At 45.6% G+C, this 25,765-nt stretch carries 22 protein-coding genes; 9 read left to right on the forward strand and 13 right to left on the reverse strand.

Features of this window, described 5'->3' with window-relative positions; genetic code table 11:
• Positions 1-12 precede the first annotated feature (12 nt).
• Both NFI81_RS05600 and NFI81_RS05605 read right to left on the reverse strand, forming a co-directional pair.
• On the reverse strand, positions 13-1,026 hold the full coding sequence (locus tag NFI81_RS05600) for an LLM class flavin-dependent oxidoreductase (RefSeq protein WP_234613547.1): 1,014 nt from the start codon (positions 1,024-1,026) through the stop codon (positions 13-15).
• Positions 1,027-1,140: 114 nt separating this feature from the next.
• Entirely contained in the window at positions 1,141-1,578 is a 438-nt protein-coding gene (locus NFI81_RS05605) for a DUF2147 domain-containing protein (RefSeq protein WP_234613546.1), read from the reverse strand.
• Between the two features lie 520 nt (positions 1,579-2,098).
• On the opposite strand from NFI81_RS05605, the gene NFI81_RS05610 reads away from it, so the two are divergent.
• Complete coding sequence (locus tag NFI81_RS05610; protein ID WP_234613545.1) at positions 2,099-3,292, forward strand: GAF domain-containing sensor histidine kinase; 1,194 nt, start codon at positions 2,099-2,101, stop codon at positions 3,290-3,292.
• Positions 3,293-3,323: 31 nt separating this feature from the next.
• Here NFI81_RS05610 and NFI81_RS05615 read toward each other — a convergent pair whose 3' ends face one another.
• Positions 3,324-4,550, reverse strand: a complete 1,227-nt coding sequence (locus NFI81_RS05615; protein WP_234613544.1) for a cation:proton antiporter — start codon at positions 4,548-4,550, stop codon at positions 3,324-3,326.
• Between the two features lie 111 nt (positions 4,551-4,661).
• Here NFI81_RS05615 and NFI81_RS05620 point away from each other — a divergent pair, with 111 nt between their 5' ends.
• Together NFI81_RS05620 and NFI81_RS05625 are read left to right on the forward strand one after the other, a co-directional pair.
• Positions 4,662-5,885: an RsmB/NOP family class I SAM-dependent RNA methyltransferase gene (locus NFI81_RS05620; protein WP_234613543.1), complete on the forward strand. Its 1,224-nt coding sequence runs from the start codon at positions 4,662-4,664 to the stop codon at positions 5,883-5,885.
• A 56-nt stretch (positions 5,886-5,941) separates the two neighbouring features.
• Positions 5,942-6,205 (forward strand): hypothetical protein, encoded by a 264-nt coding sequence (locus tag NFI81_RS05625; RefSeq protein WP_234613542.1) that lies wholly within the window; start codon positions 5,942-5,944, stop codon positions 6,203-6,205.
• Between the two features lie 2 nt (positions 6,206-6,207).
• Here NFI81_RS05625 and NFI81_RS05630 read toward each other — a convergent pair whose 3' ends face one another.
• The 3 genes from NFI81_RS05630 to NFI81_RS05640 all read right to left on the reverse strand — a co-directional run bounded on the left by NFI81_RS05630 (position 6,208) and on the right by NFI81_RS05640 (position 8,509).
• Positions 6,208-6,681 carry an SRPBCC domain-containing protein gene (locus tag NFI81_RS05630; protein WP_234613541.1) on the reverse strand — a complete coding sequence of 158 codons (474 nt, stop codon included), beginning with the start codon at positions 6,679-6,681 and terminating at the stop codon, positions 6,208-6,210.
• Between the two features lie 68 nt (positions 6,682-6,749).
• Entirely contained in the window at positions 6,750-7,652 is a 903-nt protein-coding gene (locus tag NFI81_RS05635; RefSeq protein ID WP_234613539.1) for a helix-turn-helix domain-containing protein, read from the reverse strand.
• 26 nt (positions 7,653-7,678) lie between these two features.
• A complete protein-coding gene (locus tag NFI81_RS05640; RefSeq protein ID WP_252176043.1) occupies positions 7,679-8,509 on the reverse strand; it encodes a ThuA domain-containing protein in 831 nt (276 codons plus the stop codon).
• 110 nt (positions 8,510-8,619) lie between these two features.
• On the opposite strand from NFI81_RS05640, the gene NFI81_RS05645 reads away from it, so the two are divergent.
• Complete coding sequence (locus NFI81_RS05645) at positions 8,620-10,737, forward strand: Tex family protein (RefSeq protein ID WP_234613538.1); 2,118 nt, start codon at positions 8,620-8,622, stop codon at positions 10,735-10,737.
• Positions 10,738-10,791: 54 nt separating this feature from the next.
• Here the strand turns inward: NFI81_RS05645 and NFI81_RS05650 are convergent, their stop codons facing one another.
• Positions 10,792-11,238 (reverse strand): SRPBCC domain-containing protein, encoded by a 447-nt coding sequence (locus tag NFI81_RS05650; protein WP_234613537.1) that lies wholly within the window; start codon positions 11,236-11,238, stop codon positions 10,792-10,794.
• 109 nt (positions 11,239-11,347) lie between these two features.
• Between NFI81_RS05650 and NFI81_RS05655 the strand changes: the two genes are divergently transcribed.
• A complete protein-coding gene (locus NFI81_RS05655) occupies positions 11,348-11,827 on the forward strand; it encodes an SRPBCC family protein (RefSeq protein ID WP_234613536.1) in 480 nt (159 codons plus the stop codon).
• Here NFI81_RS05655 and NFI81_RS05660 read toward each other — a convergent pair.
• From NFI81_RS05660 to NFI81_RS05675, 4 genes are all read right to left on the reverse strand, one after another.
• Entirely contained in the window at positions 11,799-13,121 is a 1,323-nt protein-coding gene (locus NFI81_RS05660; protein WP_234613535.1) for a putative porin, read from the reverse strand. The two genes, NFI81_RS05655 and NFI81_RS05660, sit on opposite strands and share 29 nt — an antisense overlap.
• 431 nt (positions 13,122-13,552) lie before the next feature.
• Complete coding sequence (locus NFI81_RS05665; protein ID WP_234613534.1) at positions 13,553-14,206, reverse strand: NAD(P)-dependent oxidoreductase; 654 nt, start codon at positions 14,204-14,206, stop codon at positions 13,553-13,555.
• Between the two features lie 47 nt (positions 14,207-14,253).
• Positions 14,254-14,682, reverse strand: coding sequence for an RrF2 family transcriptional regulator (locus NFI81_RS05670; protein WP_234613533.1), 429 nt, complete (start codon positions 14,680-14,682; stop codon positions 14,254-14,256).
• Positions 14,683-15,116: 434 nt separating this feature from the next.
• The gene (locus tag NFI81_RS05675; protein ID WP_234613532.1) at positions 15,117-17,321 is read right to left on the reverse strand and encodes a T9SS type B sorting domain-containing protein; all 2,205 of its coding nucleotides are present in this window, start codon (positions 17,319-17,321) and stop codon (positions 15,117-15,119) included.
• A 62-nt stretch (positions 17,322-17,383) separates the two neighbouring features.
• On the opposite strand from NFI81_RS05675, the gene rlmD reads away from it, so the two are divergent.
• Positions 17,384-18,781, forward strand: a complete 1,398-nt coding sequence (gene rlmD / locus NFI81_RS05680; protein ID WP_234613531.1) for a 23S rRNA (uracil(1939)-C(5))-methyltransferase RlmD — start codon at positions 17,384-17,386, stop codon at positions 18,779-18,781.
• Here the strand turns inward: rlmD and dnaB are convergent.
• Entirely contained in the window at positions 18,778-20,391 is a 1,614-nt protein-coding gene (gene dnaB, locus NFI81_RS05685) for a replicative DNA helicase (RefSeq protein ID WP_234613530.1), read from the reverse strand. The two genes, rlmD and dnaB, sit on opposite strands and share 4 nt — an antisense overlap.
• Positions 20,392-20,637: 246 nt before the next feature.
• Here dnaB and NFI81_RS05690 point away from each other — a divergent pair, with 246 nt between their 5' ends.
• From NFI81_RS05690 to NFI81_RS05700, 3 genes are read left to right on the forward strand one after another with little or no spacing between them, the layout of a single operon-like run.
• On the forward strand, positions 20,638-21,585 hold the full coding sequence (locus NFI81_RS05690) for a PhoH family protein (protein WP_234613529.1): 948 nt from the start codon (positions 20,638-20,640) through the stop codon (positions 21,583-21,585).
• The gene (locus NFI81_RS05695; protein WP_234613528.1) at positions 21,566-22,855 is read left to right on the forward strand and encodes a zinc-dependent metalloprotease; all 1,290 of its coding nucleotides are present in this window, start codon (positions 21,566-21,568) and stop codon (positions 22,853-22,855) included. Before NFI81_RS05690 ends, NFI81_RS05695 begins: the two co-directional genes overlap by 20 nt.
• Before the next feature lies 1 nt (position 22,856).
• Positions 22,857-24,638: a ComEC/Rec2 family competence protein gene (locus NFI81_RS05700; protein WP_234613526.1), complete on the forward strand. Its 1,782-nt coding sequence runs from the start codon at positions 22,857-22,859 to the stop codon at positions 24,636-24,638.
• Between the two features lie 34 nt (positions 24,639-24,672).
• Here NFI81_RS05700 and NFI81_RS05705 read toward each other — a convergent pair whose 3' ends face one another.
• Positions 24,673-25,755 carry a DUF922 domain-containing protein gene (locus NFI81_RS05705; protein WP_234613525.1) on the reverse strand — a complete coding sequence of 361 codons (1,083 nt, stop codon included), beginning with the start codon at positions 25,753-25,755 and terminating at the stop codon, positions 24,673-24,675.
• Positions 25,756-25,765 lie beyond the last annotated feature (10 nt).

Consider the following 25,765-nt stretch of genomic DNA (forward strand, 5'->3'; position numbering starts at 1 on the left):
ACAAAAATAACCTTATTGAACCGGTTCTCTCAAATTAAATGCCTCAGAAATTAATTCAAATGATCTTACCCGGTTCTCGTTGCTGTCGGCCATGGTAGAAATAATGATCTCGTCGATATCGAAATCGTTAGCCAGCTTTGTAAGCTGCTCTTGCACGTCTTCCGGAGTGCCTGAAACGATCCTGCCGCTGTTGTAACGGATGCGTTCGAGTTCGCCCTCCGTGAACCTGTACTTTTTTACCGTTTCAACGTCCGGAAATGGCCCGAATTTCCCTTTTTCGAATTCCACGAGAATGTAATCCATCATTTTACGCATTTCCAGCGCTTTTTCTTCCGTTTCGCCGCAAAGGACGAAAACAGAAAGCAAGGCGTGTGGCTGTGCGTATTGATCCGATGGCCGGAAGTTTTTGCGGTAAGTTTCGATCACATCGGGTTTAACAAACCCGTTGATAAACTTCGCAACGACCAATCCCATTCCGAAACGGGCCGCAATGTTGCTGCTGCCGCCACTCGAACTCAGGATCCATTGCATAGGGATCGTGGACGACTGCGGCGCCGCGTAAATAAAGCCACGCTCGGTGCCGGCCGTATCGCGGAAAAAGTGCTGTAAATGCTCTAACTGACGTAAATAACTGCTCTCGCTGAAATCATTGGAAGGGTTTAGCAGGGAAGAGGTGATGCGGTCGGTGCCTGGCGCCCGGCCCATTCCCAGATCGATCCGGCCGGGGAAGAGGGTTTCAAGCATTCTAAAATTCTCGGCAACTTTTAATGCACTATGGTTTGGGAGCATTATCCCTCCTGAGCCGATGCGGATATGGTTGGTGACATCCGCCAGCTTTACCATCAGCACTTCGGGAGTGGATCCTGCAATAAATGTTGAATTATGATGTTCAGAAACCCAAAAGCGACTATAACCCAATTCTTCCGCAAGCTTCGCTGTGGCAATGGTTTCCTGAATGGCTTCCTGAACCGTAGTGCCCTGTCTCACAACGGATTGGTCCAGTATCCCTAATTTTATATTCTTCATAAGCGTGTTTGCTATTTAAAGAAGAACACGCACATTGACTTTTGTATTCCCTTAAATGGGATTAAATATGCTTTCCTTGCGTATAGTGAAGCACGGAAAATGCGTTAAAATCAACTATAAAACACGCTCCCAATAAGTCGTTCTGCCGAGTAGGGGAATGCCAACATAGCCGCGGATTTCAAGCTTTTCGCTTCTAAGTTTCATCAAGCAGTTATACGTTTTTCCACTTTTCGGATCATACATTTTGCCATCGTCCCAAATTCCATCGCTGAATACGAAATCATGTAGCAGATCAATGTTGGACAAGTTCCTGGTCCTAAGTTTTTCATCAGTGTTGTTGACGTCTTTTCGTGGTGTTTGGCCATCCGCTTCCAATATATTCAGCGCCCAGATCAGCTTCCCGGCGTAATGTGTTCCGCTCTTGTAAATTTCAATACGCGTATCTTTTTCTTCATTGATCCACTCTCCCAAAATTTGATCGCCAGGGCTTGACTGCCCAATTGCATTGAAGAAGATACTGACAAAAAATATTGTGAAAGTAATTTTATGCATCTGATTTTAAGTATGGCTAGGCCTGCTTTTTTGAAATTGGTGTCTTAAAAATGTGCTAAAACGAAAAAACAGAAAAAATTGTAACTAAATCTGCTATAACGGTTAAAATGGCTAACAGCCGCTTAATTCAGTATTTTCTATTAATGTTAATTAATCTATCAATGTTTAATTCGATTGTTAACAGTGGTAGATATTTATTTTAATTTTGAAAGCTGCATTTAGTTATATTCCAAATATCTCAACCCGGCACAATATACAATAACTAGTTGAGATGTAAAACTGAATTATTCCAAGACCAGTACATGCAGGAATCACACCTCGACGCGTCACTCATATTATGTCATAATGGTCAATATCCGACGTTTGGGAATTGCTCATACAAAAGTCATGCTTGATAAAAAATGTCTCATTTTGCTCCGAATTAATTCGATACAATTTTGCTTTTTAAGTATATTCGAGCCGATAAACCAGCTTCATTATTTTACAATTGAAAAATTTGCCCCCAATCCCGGAAAATGAAATGGAAAGGTTACTAAGCCTTTCAGAGTTCGATCTGGATTATCTGGATCATCAGGAAACATTCAAAGATTTAACCAAACTGGCTGCTAAGGTTGCCGGTACTTCCATCTCGTTGGTCAATCTCATTGACTCCCTAACCCAATGGAGCATTTCCAATTATGGATTGGATCTGGATCAAATGCTGCGTGAAGACTCGGTTTGCCAATATACGATCATGGAAGCGGAGCATTTTGAGGTTCTGGATCTGTCGGAGGATAACAGATTCAAAGATAAATTTTACGTAACGGGAGATCCCAATGTGCGCTATTATTATGGAGTGCCGTTGAAAACTGGAAACGGCGTTCAAATAGGAGCATTATGTGTGCTTGATAAGGAACGCAAACTGCTGGATCCGGAAAAAGTAGAGCTGATCAAGATCATCGCAGACGAGATTGTGGGACGGTTGAAAACCCACAAAGTACTGGAAAACCTGCGATCCAGGCTGAATGAATCAAAGCAGACCCAGAAAAAGGTAGCGCACGACATTCGCGGGCCACTGGGCGGGATTGTGGGATTAGCGCAGATCATTAAGGACCAGGGTGACGATAATCAAATGGATGAAGTGCTGGAATTTGTGAATCTGATCCATAAAAGCGGAAATTCTATCCTCGATCTTGCAGAGGAAATCCTGGAATCTCACAAGGAAAAGAAATCCGTCAGCGACAGTAAGGCTGCAATAGACAGCAACCGCTTCAATTTGACCCTGTTCAAAGAGAAGCTTTTAAAATTATATGAGCCGCAAGCCAAGCACAAAAATGTTGTTTTTGTAGTAAACACGAGCATTCTGACGGAGAATGTGGCTTTTTCAAAAAATAAACTGCTTCAAATCACCGGTAACCTGATCTCGAATGCGATCAAGTTTACACCCTCTGGCGGCACAGTAACAGTGGATTTGAAACTAGCCATCACATTAGAAACGCCCACACTGCAAATAGCCGTTTCCGATACGGGAGTGGGCATGAATGCAGAAAGTATTCAGGCGATTGAGACCGGAAGCGCTTCGTCGACCGGCGGAACCAGCGGCGAACAGGGGTTTGGCTTCGGATTGGCGCTTGTGCGGCACCTCGTGGACAGCCTGGAAGGTGAAATGTCTGTTTACTCCGTTATTGGTAAGGGAACAACATTTGAGGTTAATCTTCCTCAAAACATATATTAATCAGCACGTCTGGATATGATTTGAATGAATGTCAAACAGATTTAGAAAACTTCTTTTCGAGGTTGGTCATAACGCGTGTTGCAGTAAGTCCGTGTATGGCGACGGATAGTAACACAATGAATGAAACGGTGGACCAGAGTTCGTTACCCATCAAAAAAGTCTCTTTACTCAATGCAAAAGCCAGATAATAGAAAGAACCTACGCCGCGGATCCCGTAAAAACCAATGCCCATCCGTTCCTTAAAATGCAGTTTCGTGCCGATAAGCGCTATTAATGACGAAACAGGCCGGATTATCAGCAGAAAAAACAAGGATAACAGCGCATATGGCCAAGTCAAATGATCCAAAATGCCATGCACAATGCTTCCGCCAAAAATAAGCAGCACAATGGCGACGAGAATACGCTCGGTCTGGTCAGAAAAACTATGCAGATCCTTATGAAACTGGTGGTTGAACTCGTAATTGCGCATGGTGACAGCAGCCACGAACACGGCCACAAATCCATATCCTCCGATCAATTCCACAAGACCAAATATCGCCAGTGCGGCAGCCACGGCAATGAAGCCATCATTCAGACTGATTGATTTTCGCTTTTCAGAAAAGTTGAAAATGACATATGCCAGGACCCGGCCCAGCAGAATGCCCAATGCTATTCCCACGACGATTTTATAAGCCAGATCAATCTGGAACCAGTCTCCCAGAATCTCACCAAATTCGCCGGTTGCGGAGCCGGCCAGCAAGATAGCCAGCCAGGTGAAGGGGAACGCCATACCGTCGTTCATTCCGGCTTCTGCGGTGAGCGAGAATCGCACTTCGTCCGTAACTTGTTCCATTGGAGGCCCTACCTGCACATCAGCAGCCAAAACGGGGTCCGTAGGCGCCAGCACAGCACCCAGCAAAAGGGCGGAAGCCAGGTCAAAACGCAGGAAGTAATATGCGATCATGCTCACTGCCGCAATGCATAGCACCATTGTGATCGTAAGCATGCGAAATGGCACTGACCAGGCTTTGAATGAAAACGGTTTATCAATTTTCAAACCTGTCCCCATCAGGGAAACAACGACGACCAATTCGGTTAAATGAATGGTCTGAACATTGAATGTGAGTGGATTAGGATTGGGGAGAATGTCCAGAAGCCCATAGACGATTACACCAAGGACAACATACACGACCGAATCAGAAATGCCAGTTGTCTTCGTGAACGAAGGCATCCATGCCATTCCGAGCGTCGCAATTCCGATAATTGTGAGGGTAACCATGTAGCCGTCCATATATTACCAGACTTAAAAACCATGCCTTCGTTTTTGAAATATTGTTTTGTACGTCAGACATCGCCATTTTTACCGCATCATTTGTTTAAATAAGATATTTTGAAACTCTATAAAGGACTTGTTGCGGCAACGGTTGAAGCATTGCAGCATATTTTTGTCAAAAATCGTCAAGCCGACCGGGTTGTTGAGCAGCTTTTGAAAACCAATAAAAAGTGGGGTGCACGTGATCGCGCATTTATTGCGGGCAACACATATGAGATCGTGCGCTGGTGGCGCCTGATCAAATTCGCGGCAGATATTGAAAGAGTATCTGAGCCGGAGGAATTTTGGAAAATTGTGGGCACATGGCAGATCATCAAGCCGGTTCATTTAATAACAGAGGAGGACGGAAACTTACCGGAATGGCCCGAATTTGAAGATATTGATGCAGTAAATGTTGTATCCCGATATCATGAGGGCCTTAGTGTGCGCAAAATTGCCCAGTCTATCCCGGATTGGATTGATGCAATAGGAGCAGAGGAACTGGGCGAAGCCTGGGACGTGGAAATTGAAGCATTGAATGAGCAGGCGCCGGTGGTTATTCGCGTAAATACATTAAAAAGTAATGTTCAAACGGTTAGGGAAGGATTTGGAGAAGACGGCGCAGCGGAAATCGTTGGCATTCCCAATGCACTGGTTTTAAGAAAACGCCAGAATGTGCTGAATCAGGAAGCGTTCAAGCAGGGCTTTTTTGAAGTGCAGGATGCTGGTTCTCAATTAATTGCTCCTTATCTGGATATTCAGCCGGGCCATAGCGTAATAGACGCTTGTGCGGGTGCAGGTGGCAAGACGTTGCATATTGCAGCGCTGCTTCAAAATGAAGGCTCCATCCTCGCCATGGACATTGAACATCATAAATTGGTTGAACTGGAAAAGCGGGCGGCGCGGAATGGAGTGAAAAACCTGGAAACCATGCTCATTTCCTCTGACAAGATCATTGAATCACTTGCCGGAACGGCTGACAGGCTGCTACTCGATGTGCCATGCTCAGGTCTGGGCGTGTTAAGAAGAAATCCGGACTCTAAGTGGAAGCTAAAACCACAGTTTCTGGATGAAATACGAAAGGTGCAATGGCAGATCCTGACCCATTACAGCCGAATGGTCAAAACCGGCGGCAAGATGGTATATGCGACTTGCAGCGTGCTTCCCTCTGAATCGGAGGATCAGGTGAAGCGGTTTATGAAGGCCAACAAGAAGGATTGGAAATTTATCTCCGCACATCGCGCGTCAGTTGCCAAAGACGGGACGGATGGATTTTATATGGCATTAATGCAAAGGAAATAAGCACCATTTTCAAGGGCACGGTTTTTTGCAAATCTTCGCAAACAAAACGGATCCTTATGAAATCTCAGACAGAAAAAAGGGAAGAAACGCTTGACGACGAAACCCGCGACAGGCAGCCAAGGCAGCAACCGGTGCCCAGTTATGGGGAACCCGGTCAAATGGGCCCCATGAATACAACTCCGGAAGTGCCAGGCGCCGATGCTCCCGAGGTGAGTACAGGTAACAGATTTGCTACGGATGAGCCAGCTGACGAAACAGACGAGCCCGCTGAGGAAACAGACGAACCCGAAGTTGGAGAAATTGAATCTGAAAATCCCTGATATCAACTATTTTCAACGAGTTTTTTAATTTCTACAAGAATGGGGTTCCAGCCATCCCCATTGTTGTAGGAATCTTTATAACGGCTTTCTCCATCAGCAACCGTGCTGAAATCGCCCTGTGAAATATTCAGAACAGTTTTACCTTCCTGAGGCACAAGTTCATAGGTCACATCAACGTAATTTTCGGGCACATCCTCAATGCTGGAATTGGGATCAATAGTGGTGTAAATCAGTAATTTTTCTGGCTGGATTTCGACAATTTTGCCCTTTACATACACGATGTCGTTGCCTTCATACTGACCTCGCCACAACAGCTCGCTATCCACTTTCCAGTCGGAAACTGTTTCACAGCCAAACATGTATTGTTTTGTTTTTTCAGGATTGATGAGCGCGTCCCATACTGCGGAAGCGGGAGCATTGATGGTAATGCTGTTTTTGACGATGAGTTGTTCGGCCATTTGTGATTTTCTTTTCATGTTGGTGATTAACAAAAGCATTAAGCTTCTGCAATTTTAGCGGCTTTCGGCCTCATCACTATTGCGCTTCACGGATTATTTCTAACCAAATAAGGTGTGATCCCGAATTTCTTCTTGAATGCATTATTAAAATGTTGCGGCGTCGCATATCCAAGCTGAGAAGCGATTTCAGCGGCGGTTTTCTGCGTGTCCAGTAAATATTGCCGCGCCAGGTTCAAGCGCTGGTCGGTGAGGTAGCCAAAGACGGTGCTATTAAATGTTTCCTTGAAGCCACGTTTGAGCTTATATTCGTTTAGGCCCACATACTGGGCGATTTCGGAGAGGTTAGGCGGGCAATGTACGCGATCATTGATCAGATCCCTTACGGCGATGATTTTTTCCTTATCTGTGGCATTTTTTATAAAAATCTCTTTTTTGGTTTTAGAAGTACTCGCCGCATCGGCGCACAGGACAAGCAACTCAATGCTTTTGGATAACAAAAACAGCTTTTTGAGATCATCGGCATATCTGCAATGAATGATTTGCTGAATGACCTGTTGGATCGGGGAATCAATGGTGCCCCATTTATCTGAAAGAATGGCGCTTCTTCCTGCGATAATGTTCTCACAGAATGCCCTGAGTGACTCACTTGAATGCTCCGTAAAGCGGATAAAGAGGTCTTTGGGAAACTGAATGCCAAATGTTTCCAGTTCCAGCGTTTTGTTGTTGACCACCATATCAAAATCATGGGAATACACGATGTTATGATGTCCGCCAATGAGGTCAAAAGTTTTATTAAGCTGCTTATAATCAAAGCTGTAATTGCCCCGCATTCCAAAATGCATGCGAACAACATCCGTTTTACTGCTGGATGAGAAGCTGCTAAGTTCAGTAAACTTAGAAATGGCGTGCCCGATCCGAATCCCATCACATTGCCAAACGACACCAGTCATGCTGCCTTTTTCAAATTCCCTGCTCTGTTTTTCTTCCATTTGATGAAGTTTTGAACGCTTACCGTTTATTTTTTTCCTTTACCCAGCCAAAGCAATGTGTTCAAGATCAATTCATTCTGGGCGGGGTTGTCGAATGTGAAAGAGAGTTCCTTATTTGTTTTATTCTCATAATCAATGTCGTTGTGACCCATATTCATATAAACCATTCTGTATTTTTTATTGGTCCAAACCACTGGATAATAGCCGCTATGCCAGATTTCGTGCTGTTTTGGCCCCGTTCCAAGCGGAAAGCTTGCCGGATCGATTGACAACAGAATTTGAATATCCGGGTTCGCTTTCAGGTCTTTCTCCCATCGATACCATTCATTTGGCGACGCTTTAATTGTCCCGGATAGTCCTTTTGTAATCGGACTGTTGGGGTCTTCAACTTTCAAAATTGCCGACGTGGGCCGCCACGTGTTGCTTTCATACTGGCCCGAACCCAGAAACTCATTGTGATACCAATCCCAATTTTGTGGATAAGCCGATGGCGTCAATGCAAATGCTGCGAAATGGAAACCCAGCCAGCCACCGCCGTTCTTCATGTATTTCTGAAATGCTTCACGCTGCCCGGGTGTTTCCGGTCTGGTGTCGAGAAACAAAACAACTTGATAGTCAGCTAAAAAACCTGCGTTTAGATTGTTCCAGTTACTGGTTGTGTCGTAAGTGAAGTTATTCTTCTTTGCCATTTCGGGAAAGCGCTTATTGGCTTCTCCAACAAAACTGACATGCGCCAGATCATTCTTCCCGGTGAAGAATGCGATGACTTTGAAGTGAGGCTGGGCATGGCCTGCAAGAGGCATTAATGTTGTGATCAGCAGGAGCAAGCCAATTGTCTTATGGCTCAGGATTTTCATAAAGCCGGGCATAGGGTAGGAAAGTTAAAGGCATTAAATCTACGAATATCTGCTTTATTTGCGGAATGAATTTTAGTCAGTTAATTCAACGACTACCCAATTTTATACAAATGAATTTCCCTTACATTGCCCGGCAGACTTCTATTTCTGAGAAACAGGTCAGAAATACCATCCAACTATTTGAAGAAGGGGCTACGCTGCCGTTTATATCGCGTTACCGGAAGGAAGCCACGGGCGGATTGGATGAAGTGCAGATCGGGGCGATAAAAGATGCCTGGCAGAAGCAGCTGGAAGTTGAAAAGCGCCGTGAAGCCATCTTGAAAAACATTGAAGAGCAAGGTAAATTGACGCCTGAGCTCCGTAAGCAGTTGGAAAATGCATTTACGACAGTTGAACTGGAAGACATTTATCTGCCTTACAAGCAAAAAAGAAAGACGCGGGCGGGCATTGCGATGGAGCGCGGCTTGGAACCGCTTGCGCAGCTGATTTTCACGGGAAGAGAGTCAGATCCTGAGCGTAAAGCATCGTCATTTCTGAATGATCAGGTTACTTCGGTAGACGATGCATTGCAGGGAGCGAGGGACATTATCGCCGAATGGATCAACGAAAATCAGGATTCGCGAACACGTATTCGCAATCTCTTCCAGCGCGGTGCGGTCATTACTTCCAAGGTGAAGAAGAAAAAAGAGGAAGAAGGCGTGAAATACCGCGACTATTTCGATTTTTCAGAACCGTTGTCCCGCATTCCTTCGCACAGGTTGCTAGCCATCCGTCGTGGGGAAGAGGAAGGGATTTTGAATGTAACGATTTCGCCGGATGAAGACCAAGCCATTGAAGCATTAGACCGGCTTTTCCGCAAAGGACCGCCTGCTGTTTTACAGCAAATGGAGCTCGCCATTTCAGATAGTTACAAGCGACTTTTGAAACCATCCATTGAAACAGAATTTGCTAACCTTTCGAAAGAAAAGGCAGATATAGCTGCTATCCAGGTTTTTACGGAAAATCTTCGGCAACTATTACTTGCTTCGCCCCTTGGACAAAAGAGCGTTTTGGCCATTGACCCTGGTTACCGGACTGGATGTAAAGTCGTTGTGCTGGATAGCCAGGGCAATCTGGTGGCCGATCAGGTGATATATCCGTTCGATAAACCTGCCGAAGCTAGTGCCAAACTTTCGGACCTGATCCAGAAATGGAAAATCGAGGCGATTGCGGTTGGTAACGGAACGGCGGGAAGGGAAACGGAGGATTTTGTGAGGAAGCTTTTAGCGAACGCAGGGAAGTCGGAAGAGGTGGGCCTGTTCATGGTGAGCGAACAGGGCGCGTCGATCTACTCGGCATCGGATGTGGCGCGAGAAGAATTTCCGGATAAAGATGTAACCGTTCGTGGCTCTGTTTCGATCGGTCGCCGCTTAATGGACCCATTAGCCGAGTTGGTAAAAATTGATCCAAAATCCATTGGGGTAGGTCAGTATCAGCATGATGTAGACCAGAATTCATTGCGAAATGCTTTGGATACAGTCGTGGAAAGCTGCGTAAATTCCGTAGGCGTAAATCTCAACACGGCCAGCAAGCATCTTTTGCGCTATGTTTCGGGCCTTGGAACGGCCCTGGCGCAGAATATCGTAGATTTTCGAGCTAAAAACGGAGACTTCAAATCTCGTCAGCAATTATTGAAAGTGCCGCGCCTCGGATCAAAGGCCTTTGAGCAGGCAGCCGGGTTTCTACGCATTGAAAATGGTGCTAATCCTCTGGATAACAGCGCAGTACATCCGGAGCGTTACGATGTTGTAGGACAAATGGCCAAAGACGTCGGCGCAAATATTAAAGATCTCATGCAAAAGCCTGAGTTAAGGAAGCAGATCAAGCCAGAGAAGTACATTTCAGAATTGGTAGGGCTTCCGACGTTGAAAGACATTCTCCTTGAACTCGAAAAACCGTCGCGTGACCCGCGGGAAGGAATGAAGAAATTTGAGTTTGACAGCTCGGTCAGAAAGCCGGAAGATTTAAAGGTGGGAATGGTGCTGCCTGGCATTGTCACCAACATTACTGCTTTTGGCGCATTCGTAGATGTCGGCGTGAAGCAGGATGGGTTGGTTCACGTTTCGCAAATGGCCGACAAATTTATCAAGGATCCTAACGAAGTTGTGAAGCTCCAGCAAATCGTAAGCGTGAAAGTGACTGAGGTGGATTTAGCAAGAAAACGCATCGCGCTCAGCATGAAGTTATAGAAATGCTAAGCCAATCCGGGCTTGTCCATACCGGATTGGCTTTTTGCTAACAGATTAAAGTACGTGTTTTCTGTCGCCTTCGAGAATACGTTTGATATTTCCTACCACTTTCATCCAGTTTTCTTCCGCCGCAACCACCGCTTCATCCGTTTCCAGATTGTCCTGCGTAATGGTAAGCGTCGTCTCGTCGTCGTATTCTGAAATGTGATAGGTAACGTGTGCGTAATTATCTTCAAAATCGTCGGTGCCGGAAAGTGGGCTCCAATAAGTATAACTGAGGACGCGCTCAGGGATTATCTCCAGGATCGTTCCTTTATCCTCATACGGTCTGCCATCCCAAACACCTTTGTACGTGATCGGACTGCCTACCTGCCAGTCAGAGTATACTTCTGCGCCGTACATATATTGTTTAACAATTTCCGGATCTATCAGCGCTTTCCATACGGACGAAGGGCTGGAATAGATGGATGTGGATGTAGTTGCAATCAGTTTTCTGTTCATGTTTTCGGAATTAGGTCATGCCAAAACATAGAGAAAATCATGCCAAGAATCATCATTTGGTCTGGTACGCGTATTTTAGCGTATGTAGATCGAACATAAATCATTTCAGGTGCAAGAATTATATTTCAAGCAAAATCTGCCCATCTCGCTGGACGAAGCATGGTCGTTTTTTTCAAATCCGGGCAACTTAAAAGAGATTACGCCTGCAAAAATGGGCTTTGTAGTGACGTCTGCACATCACGGCGAAAAAATGTATGCGGGGCAGATCATCCGTTACGTTGTAAAACCAGTTTTGGGAATTCCATTAAAATGGTGCACAGAAATAACGCATGTCGTTGATAAACAATACTTTGTAGATGAGCAACGCTTCGGGCCGTATGCATTCTGGCATCATCAGCATCGCTTTACCGAAATTCCGGGCGGTGTAATGATGGAAGATATCCTGAATTATAAGGTCCCGTTTGGTTTCCTGGGCGACTGGGTAAATGCGCTATTTGTAAGGAATGAGGTTAATCAAATTTTCGAATATCGTCGAAAAATCCTTACCGATCGATTTGGCACTAGAAGTTATACTGGACACGGCATGTGAAAAGGTCGTCCGCAGCATCCGTTTCAAATCCGCTCAGGGCCGATTTCTCATTTCTCACGAAGTTATAGTGAAACATGAATTTGAGGGATTCGTTTGGGACATACACGTAACCCATTCCAATGGTATCGTAGCGTAAATCGGCTTTATTAAAGCCTCTTGTTTCCGAAATCTCCGTTCCTGAAACGCGCTTATTGGGGTCATACCAGTCATATTTGAGCACAAATTGGTGTTCCAGGCTGCCCAAATGCTGTAAAAAATAAAAATAAGCACCGTCAAAGCTTCGGACGTAGAGCGGATCTTTTGCGCCGTTCGATACCGGGTAAACGCCGGGCGTCTCACTGCTTGCAAATGTTGCCGTCTGATCGCCGCGAACGTATTCCAACCTGAATTCCGTTTCACCCTTGTTGTTTGGGAAAGAGATTTGAAAATCGCCTCCCGCGTAGTTTCTGTGGGAAACTTTGAGATAATTTCCTGCCGATGAGTCACGAACCATCGCATATTCGCCCGCATTAACCTTCGTGCGATACAGAACCGGCGACTGACTAGTAATCCCGCCCGCATAACCCGAAACGGCCGCTGAGATCGTCGCGCCGCCCAGCGCGATTATTTTGGAAGGTTTCAAACTGAAACGTCCGATCACATCCTTGTGGCTATCATAATCCATCGGCCCCGACATTCCCTGACCATTAAATACGCCAACGTCCAGTTTAAGCTTTTGTGACCATTTAATCGATTTACGGCTGGTGACTGTGAGCATTACGCCTATGTCCCGCTCGGTCCGCATTAAGATTTGCGACATTCTTCCCCGTTCCGGCGTCTCGCGGTTGGCAGATGAAAGATTCACTTCATAGCCAAATGGCCGGGCAAACATCCCCGTCGTCAGCGCGAAGATCTTAAACTTGTTTTCGTAAAAGCGGCCCCAAAAATCGCGGATCGCCACGCCTCGTTCCGTCCCGTCAAACTGGAATACAAAGTAGGATGTGGGATCATTATTTGCATTCAAATGCGCATAATCTACCCGCAAACGACCGCGGCGAAGCATAAAACGGTTATTGGCCAGCGCGGAGAAGTTTCCGCCGCCATAAGTTTCGGCGCCTTTTTTCGTAATGAATTGAAATTGAGGCTGTATATAGCCGCTGATCCGCACCCGGTTGTATCGCTCGTAAATGGAAAGCATCCCTTTTCCCATTTGGTTGGTTGTATCCACCAGGTCCATGAGGAAGCGTTGAGAAAATGCTTCCGAGTTACTGAATAGGACAAACAGGAATAACAGACCGGTAATGCGGTATTTCATTGGAAGGAAGTTGGTGTCAGCAAATGGGCTACAAAGAACTTTATTTTCCGCCAATAATGTTGCCCGCCGGTGATAACTTTCTTCCTGACACATGTACGCGTAAGCTGCGATCCATGGTTTAATTCATTGTGTCATGTGAATAGCGGAGGGTATTTTTATTTGAATATTTCCAATAAAAGGAAAATAGAAGGGATTTGTAAATGTGGAATACTTATCGAAGAAAAGTGAAAGTATAAAATGTATCTATTTAAATATTCATTTAAAAATGTCTTTATGTATAATACTTTTAAAATGTATTATATGTGAAATATGTTTTATTATTATGAATATTTTTATTTGTATAAATAGGCTTGAATGAATGTTATTTATATTGAATATCAAACATTCAATACTATTTATACAAACGAATAACGTAATCAGCTTTAAATCAATTAGTACGCAACTGTGAACCGTTTCTTTGCGAACTGCGGATTTTCAACTTCATCAACCACAGCCACCGAAAGATCTTCTACTGCAATAATGCTTCTGCCTTGTTCATTGTACACAGGCGTGTCCAGTGATGTGCGGTAAGTTCCCGTGCGTTTGCCCGAAGTGCCTGGGTGCATCTCAATAGCAGGGCTGAGATAGGTCCAATGCAAGGCATCTTCTTCTTTGATCATGCCTTGGTATTTACGGGCAGCGCCGGCTCCCGCTTTGTATTCTTCCGGGAAATCAGGAGTGTCGATCAATTGTAATCCAGGGGCTACTTCCAGGCTCCCTGCACCGCCTATGACGATGAATCTTTTTACTCCGGCTTGCTTCACCCCGGTTTGAATGGATTGCGCGCCTTCAAGATATTCGGCGTAAATATTAGGGTTGGTCCAGCCGGGATTATAAGCGCTGACAACAATATCCGAGCCGGCAACAGCTTCTTCTACTTGGGAAGTGTTGAGCACATCCGCCTGCATGGGCGTTACCAGGTCACTGTCTGTTGGGATCTTTCCAATGTTTCTGGCGATTGCGGTAACCTGGTGGCCGCGTGATATCAACTCCTGCAAGAGGGGAGCGCCGACAAATCCTGTTGCGCCAATTAATGCTACTTTCATTCTTGGGTTTTGGTTTAAAATGGAACTGATTGAGATAGATAAAAGGGTTAATTTTTTGTGTGCTCAGACTCGAAGTTTTGACAAAAATCGGCCAAAGATTTTTTGCCTAAAACGGACCTTAATGCGAGCTCTGCTTCGGTGTAAAGATCGCCAAGATAATCATTAATTTGACGGCCCACATTACACTCCGGATTGGGAGAATTAATGCTCTTTCCAAGAAGGTCATTCTGCCGAACTGCATCGTATATTTCAGACATAAAAATGGACTCCGCCGACCTGGCCAGTTTGCTTCCTCCAGTCTTTCCTTCCTTACTGATAACAAGTCCATGTGCACGAAGATTGCCGAGCTCCTTCCGAACCAGCACCGGATTAATGTTAATGCTTCCCGCTAAAAACTCCGACGACAACCATCCTTCCGGCTCGAATGCAAGCAAGGAAAGAATATGCACCGATATAGCAAAGCGACCATTATTCATTACTGTAATGTTTATTATTACAGTATAAATCTGATTATTTAAAATCGAAAAACCAAGAAATCTGAATAAAATATTAGTTAATGCGATTGAGGCTGCAAATGAGAGTCTAGTGCGATTGGAAATAATATATTGATTACCAGTATTTTAATAAATTGCCTTTTTATAATCTCAGATGTATTAAACTTTAATTTAATACATTGCATATAATACTTTTAATATGTAAATACTTTTTTTAATGTATTTTATGGACATTACTTTTGGTATAAATCAATGTATCTTACTGTGAATACTAATAATACATTTGAAAAGTATATGTAGTATCATATGCTGCAATAGTATAGTACTAGAAGAAAATATAGGCTGTTGAATACATTGTGTCAAATTCCAATGTATTCAACAGCTTATAAGTAACAACCAAACTAAAGTTTAGCAAGTTATTTGAGGATGGTTAACCCGCCTTTGTATGACTTTTTGGTGTACTGCACGACGTAATAATAGTAGCCCTGAGAAATGCTGGTAGGGCACCAGTTTTTCCTGATTTTAGAGTAATAAACCTGCTTGCCCCAGCGGTTGAAAATGGTCACATCTTTGAACTGGTTTACACAGTTATCGGCGGGCAAATGTTCTAAAACAAAGCAGTCATTTTTGCCATCATTGTTTGGCGTTATCACGTTTGGAAATTCGGGAATCACGTCCGAAGTATCGTCCTTCACAATCACTTTCACAGTGGTTGTGTCGGTGGCGGCAGCGCAGCTTTTATCCTGGGTGATGAAGTCGATCGTGAATGTTCTTTCGGACTCTCCTTCGAGCATTGAACATTCTGGTGACCAGGCGTAAGGCGACGTTACCTGCTTCACGCCGGTCTTGTTCGCAAACTTCATCCCGGCATCGCTAATGCTGAACCCGCGGCCGGCTGCGGCGAGGCTGATCGTGTTGGTGTCAGGGTCGGTGGCCAGGACGTCAAAGATGATTTCAGAGCTGCTGCCAATCGTATAGGTGATCTCTGGTGTGGCCAGGGATGTTTCGACCGCAGGAGGGTTGTTAGGCGACTGGTCAATGATAAAGTAAACCGGCTTGGAAACAGCGAGCGGGTTTCCGACGCAGCGCATATCTTCTACTTTGAAATCCACGGCCAGCGTGTCGCCCTTTTTGGCATTACAAGGCGGCGTCCATTTGAATGTCTGCTGGATCTGCGCTTTTCCACTGGTAGCTTTGAAATCCATGGCCATATCCACCATATTGAAATCCTGCCCGCGGCCAGAAAGCGCAATGCTGTCTTTGTCAATGTCCTTTCCATACACGGTGAAAGTGATTGGCACGCCCGCCGTCACATGCACATACTGGCCGGGTAGGGAAGTGGTGACCTCGGGCGATTTGTTGCCGCTGCTTTCCCGGCGTATCAGAATGCTCAGCGTGTCCATCAGCGGGACCGGGCAGCTTTCGTCTTCTGCGATCAGCTCAATCTTGATGGGGCGCTCGTCATACGTCACAAAACATTCATCCAGGCAGACCTCGAATTTCAGCGTGTCGTTAGCAATTTTAGTTTTGAATTCGGCCGGCAGAATTGTAAAGTAGTCCTTGGAATTGTTGACGGCACGGCCATTGATGCGGATGATCTGATTGATGGTCGGATCGGTGACCATTACTTCAATACAGTTTGGGTCACCCTCTTTGACGGTTATGATCTCGTTTTCAGTATAATAAGTATTTTTACCTTTTGGTTTAAACAACAATTTCGGCGCGTCCATCTTCGGGCAATCGACCACTTTCAGCTGGAAATCGCGGGTTAGGCTGCCAATTTTCACACCATTCCGGAACTCGTCCACCTGCACCGCAAACACATACAACCCCACATTTCCCGGCGTGACGGAAAGCATTCCCGTTTTAGCATTGACCGTTAATGGCTTGGGGCCGGGAATAATATTGGCTTCCGAAATCCCTGGCAGCCAGGTAAGGCGCGGATAATTGGACGACCCTCGAGCCTCCACACTCGGGTTGGCCTTGTCCGAAAATCCCTGCATCGGCGTGATCAGCTTATAGGTAAGACTGTCGCCATCCGCATCGGTTCCTCCGAAATCAAAGAAGAACGGAGAATTTACACAGGCATAATCGCCTTTTATTGCAGGAAAAACAGGGGAGGAGTTCTTGAAATTTGCATTGTTTTTAAAAAGCGGGGGGAATTCGAGATAAAAAAGGCTTCCTGCGTCGCCGGGCGCCTGAATGTTGGTGATCGTGCCGTTTCGGCAGCAACGGTCCCAAACCATATAATAGCCTTGCGGATCGCTGAAATCGGTAGGTTCCAGCCGCAGAGACGAGCTGTAAGTGATCATATATGTTTCCAGCGACGATATTCCGCACTGCGGATTAGCATACGTGACCGATTTTCGTTCTATTTTTGGGGCCTGAAGATACCCGATCGGCTGATTGTCGCGTTTTCGGAAGACGTAAATGTTAACAAACGGGTCTTCTGCGCCTGGGTTACCATTGAGGGCATCGAAATACATCGTTAAGCCGATGTTGTAATTATAATAGTTGTTTGGATTTTCAGTGATAAAGAGCTGACCGCCAACGATATGAGTTGCATAAGTTTTGGAAAAGGCAAACAGCATCAGCATGAATAAGATATACCGTTTTTTCATGGCTTGACAAGGGAGTAGAATTTATCCGATAGGATTTGGAATTAGAAATTTAAAAAAGAAATATGGTTAAGAATATCAAGTATGAATACGTTGAAATTACCGATTTTGCGGCAGAAGGCAAATGTATATTTAAATCAGAAGACGGCGTAATTTTTGTAGAAGGAAATGTGGCTCCCGGTGACATAGTTGATTTACAAGTTGTAAAAACCAAGAAAAAATTAAAGGAGGCGATCGTTACCAAGATCCATTCGCACTCGCCTCTTAGGACAGACCCATATTGCCTGCATAACGTTGTATGCGGTGGCTGCAAATGGCAACATATCGCCTATGAGCATCAGTTGAAATTCAAAAGACAACAGGTTGTTGACCATTTCCAGCGGATAGGACACATTAAAAATGTCAGCATCAATGAGATTATTGCTGCTCCGAAAACGGAGTATTACCGCAACAAACTCGAATTTACTTTTTCAAACTGGCGCTGGCTGACAAAAGATCAATTGGATTCCGGTGCGAAATTCACAAAACACGCGCTCGGCTTTCACGTCCCGAAGCGTTTTGACAAAATATTTACCGTAGACCATTGCCACCTGCAACCGGACCCTTCCAATACGATCCGAAATTCGTTGCATCATTTCGGTGAGCTGCATAACATTCCTTACTATGATGTAAAGTTCAACGTGGGAACGCTGCGCAACCTGGTGGTAAGGACGGCCAATTCGGGCGATGTGATGGTTATCGTGCAGTTTGGCGAGCAGAATGATGAAGCCATCGAGCAGGTGATGCAGTATTTGCATAAAACCCACAGCGAAATCACCTCATTGAATTACATTGTTAATTTAAAAGGAAATGATTCCTACCAGGATCAGGAAGTGATCCATTATGCAGGTGAAACGACAATCCGGGAGACGATGGAAGACTTGACTTTCCTCGTCGGTCCCAAGTCTTTCTATCAAACCAATTCGGAGCAGGCTTACCAGCTTTTCAGCGTAGCGCGTGAATTTGCGGGTTTGACCGGCAATGAGTCCGTGTATGATCTTTATACTGGGACGGGCACGATAGCCAATTTTGTAGCGCGCAGGGCCGGGAAAGTTGTAGGCGTTGAATATGTTGAAGCTGCGGTGCAGGACGCCAGAAAGAACTCAGAACTGAACGGAATTACAAACACATCCTTTTTCGCAGGTGACATGCGGGGCATCATGAACGAAAGCTTCCTGAAAGAACACGGAAGGCCCGATGTCATCATTACCGATCCGCCGCGTGCAGGAATGGATCAGCCCGTTGTAGAAACGATCCTGAAAGCAGCGCCCGACCGCATTGTGTACGTAAGTTGCAATACAGCCACACAAGCGCGGGACCTCGCGTTAATGACGGGTGATTATGAGGTAACAAAGGTGCAGCCGGTTGATATGTTCCCGAATACGCACCACGTAGAGAATGTAGCGTTGCTGGTAAGGCGTTAGAATGGTGGTTCGCTATCCGGGCCTTTATAATCGAAATTACTCAAATCATTTGCCCTGCTCCGGAGCGTGCCGCCTGCCGGAGCGGGCTTACTTTGGCTTTCGAACGATGCGATCGGGTTTGTGGTTTGAATAGGGCGGTCTACAGAGAATGGTGCCGGGGTGAATTGTGAGTCCAGGTCCGTGAATTTGGTATACTTTCCAATAAACCTTAACTGAACCGTATCCAGCGATCCCGCACGGTTTTTGGCAACGATCACTTCACCAATCCCAGCAACAGAATTTCCGGATTCATCTTCTGTAATCCCATAATATTCAGGACGATACAAGAAAAGGACCATATCTGCATCCTGTTCGATCGATCCCGATTCCCTTAAATCCGAAAGCTGCGGCCTTTTTTCACCACCACGCGTTTCAACCGCGCGGCTCAGCTGTGACAATGCAATAACGGGCACATCCAGCTCTTTTGCAAGGTTTTTGAGCGAACGCGAGATCATCGCAATTTCCTGCTCGCGGTTACCGGCTCCTTTTCCACCTGTGTCCCCGGTCATTAACTGGAGATAGTCAATCACGATCATTTGGATGTCGTGCTGGGCTTTGAGGCGTCGGCATTTGGCCCGCAGTTCGAGAATGGATAGGGCAGGGGTGTCGTCAATGTAAATGGGTGCATTGGTGAGCCGGTGAATGCGATGGTGCAATTGCTCCCATTCGTGCGGCGCCAGACTTCCCTTCCTGATTTTTTCACTATCAATCTCAGCCTCAGCGGAAATCAGACGATTAACCAGCTGAACGGAGGACATTTCGAGGGAGAAAATGGCAACAGGCATATTAAAATCCACAGCCGCATTGCGCAGCGATGAAACGACAAATGCTGTTTTCCCCATACCCGGACGGGCTGCGAGAATCATTAATTCCGTTTTCTGCCAGCCCGAAGTCAGTCTGTCCAGGGCACTGAATCCGGATGGAACTCCGGTAAGACCGTCCTTATTATTCTTTTTCTGATCGAGTTCTGCCAGTGCCTGACGCATCAGCGCACCCATATCAGCATAATTCTTCTTGATATTGGATTCGGAAATCTGGAACAGATTCTGTTCTGTTTTATCCAAAAGCCTGAAAACGTCGGTTGTGTCTTCAAATGCTTCTCGCTGGATCTCCGACGCGACCTTAATAAGCTCACGTTTGATGAAAGCCTGCGAAATGATCCGCGCATGGAATTCAATGTTGGCCGCAGAGTTGACCTTGGAAGTCAGCTCCATAATGTATTGCGCCCCGCCGATGAGTTCAAGTTCCCCAGTGCTACGGAGTTTAGCGGTGACAGTAAGCATGTCAATCGGCTCCGAATCGGCAAAAAGGGTGATAATTGCGGTATAGATCCGGACGTGCGCTTCCTTGTAGAAACTGTCTGGCCGAAGGATATCTGCGACAGCCGTCAGTGCATCTTTCTCAATCATTAAAGCACCCAAAACAGCCTCTTCCAGGTCCACCGCCTGAGGAGGTAACTTGCTGAAAGTCTGCTCGATACCAGGTGTTCTGGCGCCCATTGGCTTGCGCCCCTGATTGCTTTGCTTAGATCCTGATTTGTTGAAATTGCCGGGTGCCTTGTCGTTTTCCATGTTAAGACAAAGTTAAGGAAAGCGGGACGCGTAAGAAAGAAAGGAAGGTTAAGTTCAATCATTTATTTTTTTTCGAAAAACGAATGATTTTGTCCGGCTCTGATAATGAAAGAGTTGATCAGAATATGCTAAATTTTCGTCTCTAAATCTGTCATGATAATTGTAATTCTCAGCTTTTGTTTTACAATTGTTGGTTATTATTACTAAATTTTAGAACAAATAGAGAAACACTAAACTTTAATTCATTTGCTGGAAAAAATCATCACGCTCGAGGACGTTTCAATGGTTGATTTTTTGGGTATTCATAATTCGAATATCAAGGAAGTTGCAGCCGCTTTCCCTGGAAGCAAAATTATTTCACGCGGAAACGAGATCCGCATTCAGGGCACGGCCCCGGAAATTATCCGTATCACAGATGTAATGGACTCATTGATAGCCCATTATCAAAAATACGGAAAGGTGACGAATGACAATGTAAAGGGTTATTTAAATGGTGTTGTGAAATCGCCGGTTACCAGTGCAGAGGATGATGCGGATGTGATCATTTATGGCAACAAAGGGCTGGTAGTCAAAGCCAAAACACCGAACCAGAAGTTGCTGGTAGAGCAGGCCGAGAAATTTGACCTCGTGTTTGCAGTAGGGCCGGCCGGAACCGGAAAAACATACACGGCGGTGGCTATCGCCGTGCGGGCTTTGAAAAACAAGGAAGTTAGGAAGATCATTATAACGCGTCCTGCTGTTGAAGCTGGGGAAAACCTGGGCTTTTTGCCGGGGGACCTGAAAGAGAAAATCGATCCGTATCTACGCCCGATCTACGACGCACTGGACGATATGATCGCGCCGGAAAAACTGAAACTTTATCTGGAAAGCCGCGTGATCGAAATTGCGCCCCTGGCCTATATGCGCGGACGAACATTGAATAATGCATTCATTTTGCTGGATGAGGCCCAAAATACGACGCCTATGCAAATGAAGATGTTCCTGACCAGGATGGGACCGAGTTCAAAAGCCATCATTACAGGAGATAAATCCCAGATCGATTTGCCCAAAAATCTTAAATCGGGGTTAATTGATTCGTTAGCAGTGCTCAAAGGCATTAAAGGGATAAGTTTTGTGGAATTGGATGGATCCGATGTGGTCAGACACCGTTTGGTTAAAGATATTCTTGCAGCTTATGACAAATCTGAGCAGTAAGCTTCTGCTGGTCTTTTTATTGATTATCATTTCAAAAACGTTCGTGCTGGCGCAGGAAAGCGACGCGCTGCTTAACCGCTGCGCCAGCACCGAACGGGATGCGCTGATGATCTCCAAATTTCCTGCGTTGCAAAACCTGCGGATAAAGTCAGAGGAAGCCATTCAAAAGCGTATCAAAGCAAACAAGACATCATTACGTGCCAATGCGGATGAGATCATAACAATTCCGGTTGTCGTGCATGTTGTGCATAGCGAGGAAGGCAAAACGATCGGCGGGCAAGGCAATGCGAACATTACAGATGCACAGGTTCAAAGTCAGATCGACGTTTTGAACGAAGATTATGGCAATGCATCGGGTTACAAGGGTTTTTACACAGATTCATTGGGTATCGACACAGGAATTCGGTTCAGGTTGGTGACCGTTGTGCGGACGTTTAACGAGAAAGAACAATTCAGTCCCATCACAGATGCCGACCAGCTGGCCGAAATTTCTCCCGCGTGGCTGACTAACCGTTATCTCAACATCTGGGTTTGCCGGTTATCTGACCGTTATTTGGGGACGTCCCAGTTCCCGGTCGTGACGGAGCTTAATGATCTTACTGCGGGCCTGTCCACGGCCGAGGACGGAGCTGTACGATCATTAACCGATGGTGTTATCATTGACTTTCGTTATTTCGGCAGGAATTCGCCTGCGATTACAAGCTCAGTTTACAATCTCGGCCGCACTACCACGCATGAAGTAGGGCATTGGCTCGGGCTGATCCACATTTGGGGCGACAGGAATTGCGGGACCGATCATTGCGAGGATACGCCAACGGCATTTACCAAAAATGAAACAACCGACATTTCGTGTACACCCGTCTTTTCCGAATGCCGCGGAGTAACAACGCGGAACATGATTGAAAACTACATGGATTATTCTCCTGATGTTTGTATGAGTGTTTTTACCAATGATCAGAAGGAGCGGATGCACGCGGTGCTCGAATTAAGTCCGAGGCGGGCGAAACTGGTGGAATATTCAAAGATCACCGGCGAAGATCTGCTCGTTGAATTGTATCCCAATCCGGTTAGTGAAACATTGACAGCGAATGTTTTTACACCCAACTTTCAGCTTTTTACAGTTGAGGTTATCAATCAGCGCGGCCAGCGCATGGTTTCCGGCGCGACGAATTTGAATTATCTGGACGTTGAAAAGTTTCCCAGCGGATTGTATTATTACAAAGTTTCTTCCGGCGGACAAACGGTCACCAAACGGTTCGTAGTTCGTTAGTATGCTGCCACGTTCACCATTTGTCGGCATTGTTTTGTTCTATATGACCGGCATTTTGCTCAGCGAAATTGTTCCTGCATCGGACCTGTCGGCAACATTGCTCATTACGCTGTCTGGTTTGCTCCTTATCACTTGTTTTATTTTGTATTTCAAAAGCCTTAAAACTGCATTTGGAATAACCTTTTCGCTTTTCCTGGTCTCGCTGGGCGCATTTACCATGCTTACTTTTGAGCGGGCCAATGACGCAAATATTGCCGCATTAACCAGTGTCAATTATTCGGCCTATGAAGCGGAAATCAAGAGCTTACCGGAAAAACGCACCAAATCGGTTCGCTATGAGGCGCATATAACCCGTATTAAAACGCAGGAAGGCTGGGTTAATGTTGATCTGAGAGCATTGGTGAACGTTAGTCTGCAATCTTCGGTCATGCCCGAACCAGGCAACAAACTGATCGTTCGCGGCACATTGGATCGCCCGATGGCTGCCCAAAATCCCATGCAGTTTGACTATCGTCAATATCTTAGAAATAAAGGCATTGTGGGGACGGACTATCTGGATGAGCATTCTTTCCAGTTGGTCTCTGTTACCGATCAATCCTTTTATCTGACACAATGGAGCACCGGCATTTCCAAATGGGCGGCCGGAGTGCTGAGGGAAAATGTGGATGACGATGCGGCTTATGGATTGATCAAAGCCATGCTACTCGGCAGGAGAGACGATCTGCAATCGGATCAGGTAAGCGATTATACGACTTCCGGCACAGTGCACATTCTGTCGGTTTCGGGCATGCACGTTGCGATTATCTTCCTGGTTATCAGTTATTTATTTGGATGGATGAAGCGGTGGCCGGCTGGAAACTTTGCCTATCTGGCGCTGATAATCGGCTTACTAGGCTTTTATGCACTGGTTACGGGCTTGCCTCCGTCGGTGCAGCGCGCAACGCTCATGTGCATTGTTTTTGTCATGGCCGAAGTGTTCAGCCGTAAGCAGAACGCAATGAATACGCTTGCCTTCTCTGCTCTGCTAATTTTGCTTGTGGATCCTGCGGCAATTTACGATGTGGGTTTTCAACTTTCTTACCTGGCGATGAGTGGGATTTTTCTATTGTATGAGCCTTTGAAAGCCATTTTCAATCCCGCGAACAGGATCTTGAAATTTGTCTGGCAGATTTCAGCATTGTCCTTCGCTGCACAGCTTGCTACATTTCCGCTGAGTCTGTTTTATTTTCATCAATTTCCCAGTTATTTCTGGTTGGTTAACCCGTTTGTCATTGCATTCACCAATGTGCTGTTACCGGCTGCGTTAGTCTTGTTGTTAGTATCGCCTCTGCACGTGTTCTGGCTGCAATGGATTGTAAATAAAGCAGTTTGGTTATCCGCATACCTGACCAACATTGCTGTTGCTGTTCCCAAATCATTGCCTGGTTATTTGGTCGAAAACCTTAATCTGGATAAAGTTGAAGTTGTTTTGTTATATGCCGTACTCTTCACAATCTGGTATGGTTATCACTCAGGAGTTTATCAATATCTCAAATTTTCGTATTTGCTGGTGATCGTTTTCGCAACGTATTCAGTTTCCAGGAGCATTCAAATCCGGCTTTCAGATCAAAGGGTGGTGCATTCGGTTCCCAAGCATCGGGTCGTTAGTTTCAAGAAGGGGAGTTCGCTTTATGTAGTGAGCGATAAGGCATTTGAGCGAGACGTTGATGCTTATAATTTTTACATCAAAAACTACGCAACCAGCCAGGAAATAAGCAAAACGGTGTTTGTCACAGAAAAGTGACCAACTTTGACGATATCTGGCATCATTCACACCATTACTGCACTGCGTAAACGGCTGAGATTTCACCTGCAATTTTCCGGTCCCACGCAGCTTGTGCGCCCGCGTTGAGGCCGTGACCCGTTTCGCCGTCATAGCGTTCCTGATCGGTATTCATTTCCCTGAAAGCTTCCAGAAACTGATATTGAATTTCGCTGTCATAATCTTCAATGGTCAGATCGGCTTTGAGGAGCCGGGCTTTGAATTTTTCAACAACCAGCCTGGTAATGTCGAAATGGATCTGCTCATGTCGTAATGTGCTTGCATTTCTGGACTCCGGCCGACCCCAGGACATGCTTTTTACCATAAATGTCTTCAAGCCTATTTCAACGACGAGATCCTCGTCTTTCGGGTAAGACCTGCCTTCATAACCAAAACTGGTAAACACCGCCGCCGCGTATCTGCTGCCGGGTTTGGGGCTCCGCACCTTAAAATCTTCCCATATCAGTGGTCTTTTGGGTGAATAGAAAACCGTATCCGGATCATTGTTCACGATTTCCTTAAAAACCAGTTGAATATCCCTGGCCAGCGCCGGGTTCTTTCCCGCATTCAGCGTCATCCATTTCTGAAAATGTGCCAATGATTGATCCAGAAGCTGTTTTACAAGCTTTTCATAATCATATTCCCTCTCGGGGCGGGTGTAATTGGCGGCGGTTTGATAATTCGTTAATTCCACCGGCTGCATATTCCTGTACCAGCGGAATTTTACAGAGAGCTTCACCTCACCCGTGACTTTATTTGGGGCAACGCGCTTTTCGTTTAAAGACAGTTCTTTAATACTAATGTATAATGGCAGGTAAGTCTGTTCTTTTTTAGGCGCGGCAAAAGACCAATAGGTAAAAAGTTCTTTCTCTGCTTTCCCCGGCAACATAGCTGGAACATCTTTTCCAAACAAAACCACCTTTCCCAAACCCGCACCGGGAATAATGCGCTGATCCTCAACTTCCTGAATGAAGAATTTATAGGTTTTAAGCAATGACGCCGGATCTTGCGCAAGCTTCAACACAACCTTTTCCTGCTGTGAAAAAGCAGGTAGGAATGTTGAAACCATTAAAAGAGCTAGCAAAAAACTTCTGATCATACTTCAAAAT

Source organism: Dyadobacter fanqingshengii (genome assembly GCF_023822005.2).
Taxonomy (GTDB): Bacteria; Bacteroidota; Bacteroidia; order Cytophagales; family Spirosomataceae; genus Dyadobacter; species Dyadobacter fanqingshengii.

Excerpts from the sequence above, each read along its gene's own strand:
- NFI81_RS05630 (WP_234613541.1), bottom strand. The coding sequence starts at position 6,681 with ATGAAAAGAAAATCACAAATGGCCGAACAACTCATCGTCAAAAACAGC.
- NFI81_RS05610 (WP_234613545.1), top strand. The coding sequence starts at position 2,099 with ATGGAAAGGTTACTAAGCCTTTCAGAGTTCGATCTGGATTATCTGGAT.
- dnaB (WP_234613530.1), bottom strand. The coding sequence starts at position 20,391 with ATGGAAAACGACAAGGCACCCGGCAATTTCAACAAATCAGGATCTAAG.
- NFI81_RS05640 (WP_252176043.1), bottom strand. The coding sequence starts at position 8,509 with ATGAAAATCCTGAGCCATAAGACAATTGGCTTGCTCCTGCTGATCACA.
- NFI81_RS05670 (WP_234613533.1), bottom strand. The coding sequence starts at position 14,682 with ATGAATAATGGTCGCTTTGCTATATCGGTGCATATTCTTTCCTTGCTT.
- NFI81_RS05600 (WP_234613547.1), bottom strand. The coding sequence starts at position 1,026 with ATGAAGAATATAAAATTAGGGATACTGGACCAATCCGTTGTGAGACAG.
- NFI81_RS05700 (WP_234613526.1), top strand. The coding sequence starts at position 22,857 with ATGCTGCCACGTTCACCATTTGTCGGCATTGTTTTGTTCTATATGACC.
- NFI81_RS05695 (WP_234613528.1), top strand. The coding sequence starts at position 21,566 with ATGACAAATCTGAGCAGTAAGCTTCTGCTGGTCTTTTTATTGATTATC.
- NFI81_RS05635 (WP_234613539.1), bottom strand. The coding sequence starts at position 7,652 with ATGGAAGAAAAACAGAGCAGGGAATTTGAAAAAGGCAGCATGACTGGT.
- NFI81_RS05665 (WP_234613534.1), bottom strand. The coding sequence starts at position 14,206 with ATGAAAGTAGCATTAATTGGCGCAACAGGATTTGTCGGCGCTCCCCTC.
- rlmD (WP_234613531.1), top strand. The coding sequence starts at position 17,384 with ATGGTTAAGAATATCAAGTATGAATACGTTGAAATTACCGATTTTGCG.
- NFI81_RS05605 (WP_234613546.1), bottom strand. The coding sequence starts at position 1,578 with ATGCATAAAATTACTTTCACAATATTTTTTGTCAGTATCTTCTTCAAT.
- NFI81_RS05705 (WP_234613525.1), bottom strand. The coding sequence starts at position 25,755 with ATGATCAGAAGTTTTTTGCTAGCTCTTTTAATGGTTTCAACATTCCTA.
- NFI81_RS05625 (WP_234613542.1), top strand. The coding sequence starts at position 5,942 with ATGAAATCTCAGACAGAAAAAAGGGAAGAAACGCTTGACGACGAAACC.
- NFI81_RS05650 (WP_234613537.1), bottom strand. The coding sequence starts at position 11,238 with ATGAACAGAAAACTGATTGCAACTACATCCACATCCATCTATTCCAGC.
- NFI81_RS05675 (WP_234613532.1), bottom strand. The coding sequence starts at position 17,321 with ATGAAAAAACGGTATATCTTATTCATGCTGATGCTGTTTGCCTTTTCC.
- NFI81_RS05660 (WP_234613535.1), bottom strand. The coding sequence starts at position 13,121 with ATGAAATACCGCATTACCGGTCTGTTATTCCTGTTTGTCCTATTCAGT.
- NFI81_RS05615 (WP_234613544.1), bottom strand. The coding sequence starts at position 4,550 with ATGGTTACCCTCACAATTATCGGAATTGCGACGCTCGGAATGGCATGG.
- NFI81_RS05645 (WP_234613538.1), top strand. The coding sequence starts at position 8,620 with ATGAATTTCCCTTACATTGCCCGGCAGACTTCTATTTCTGAGAAACAG.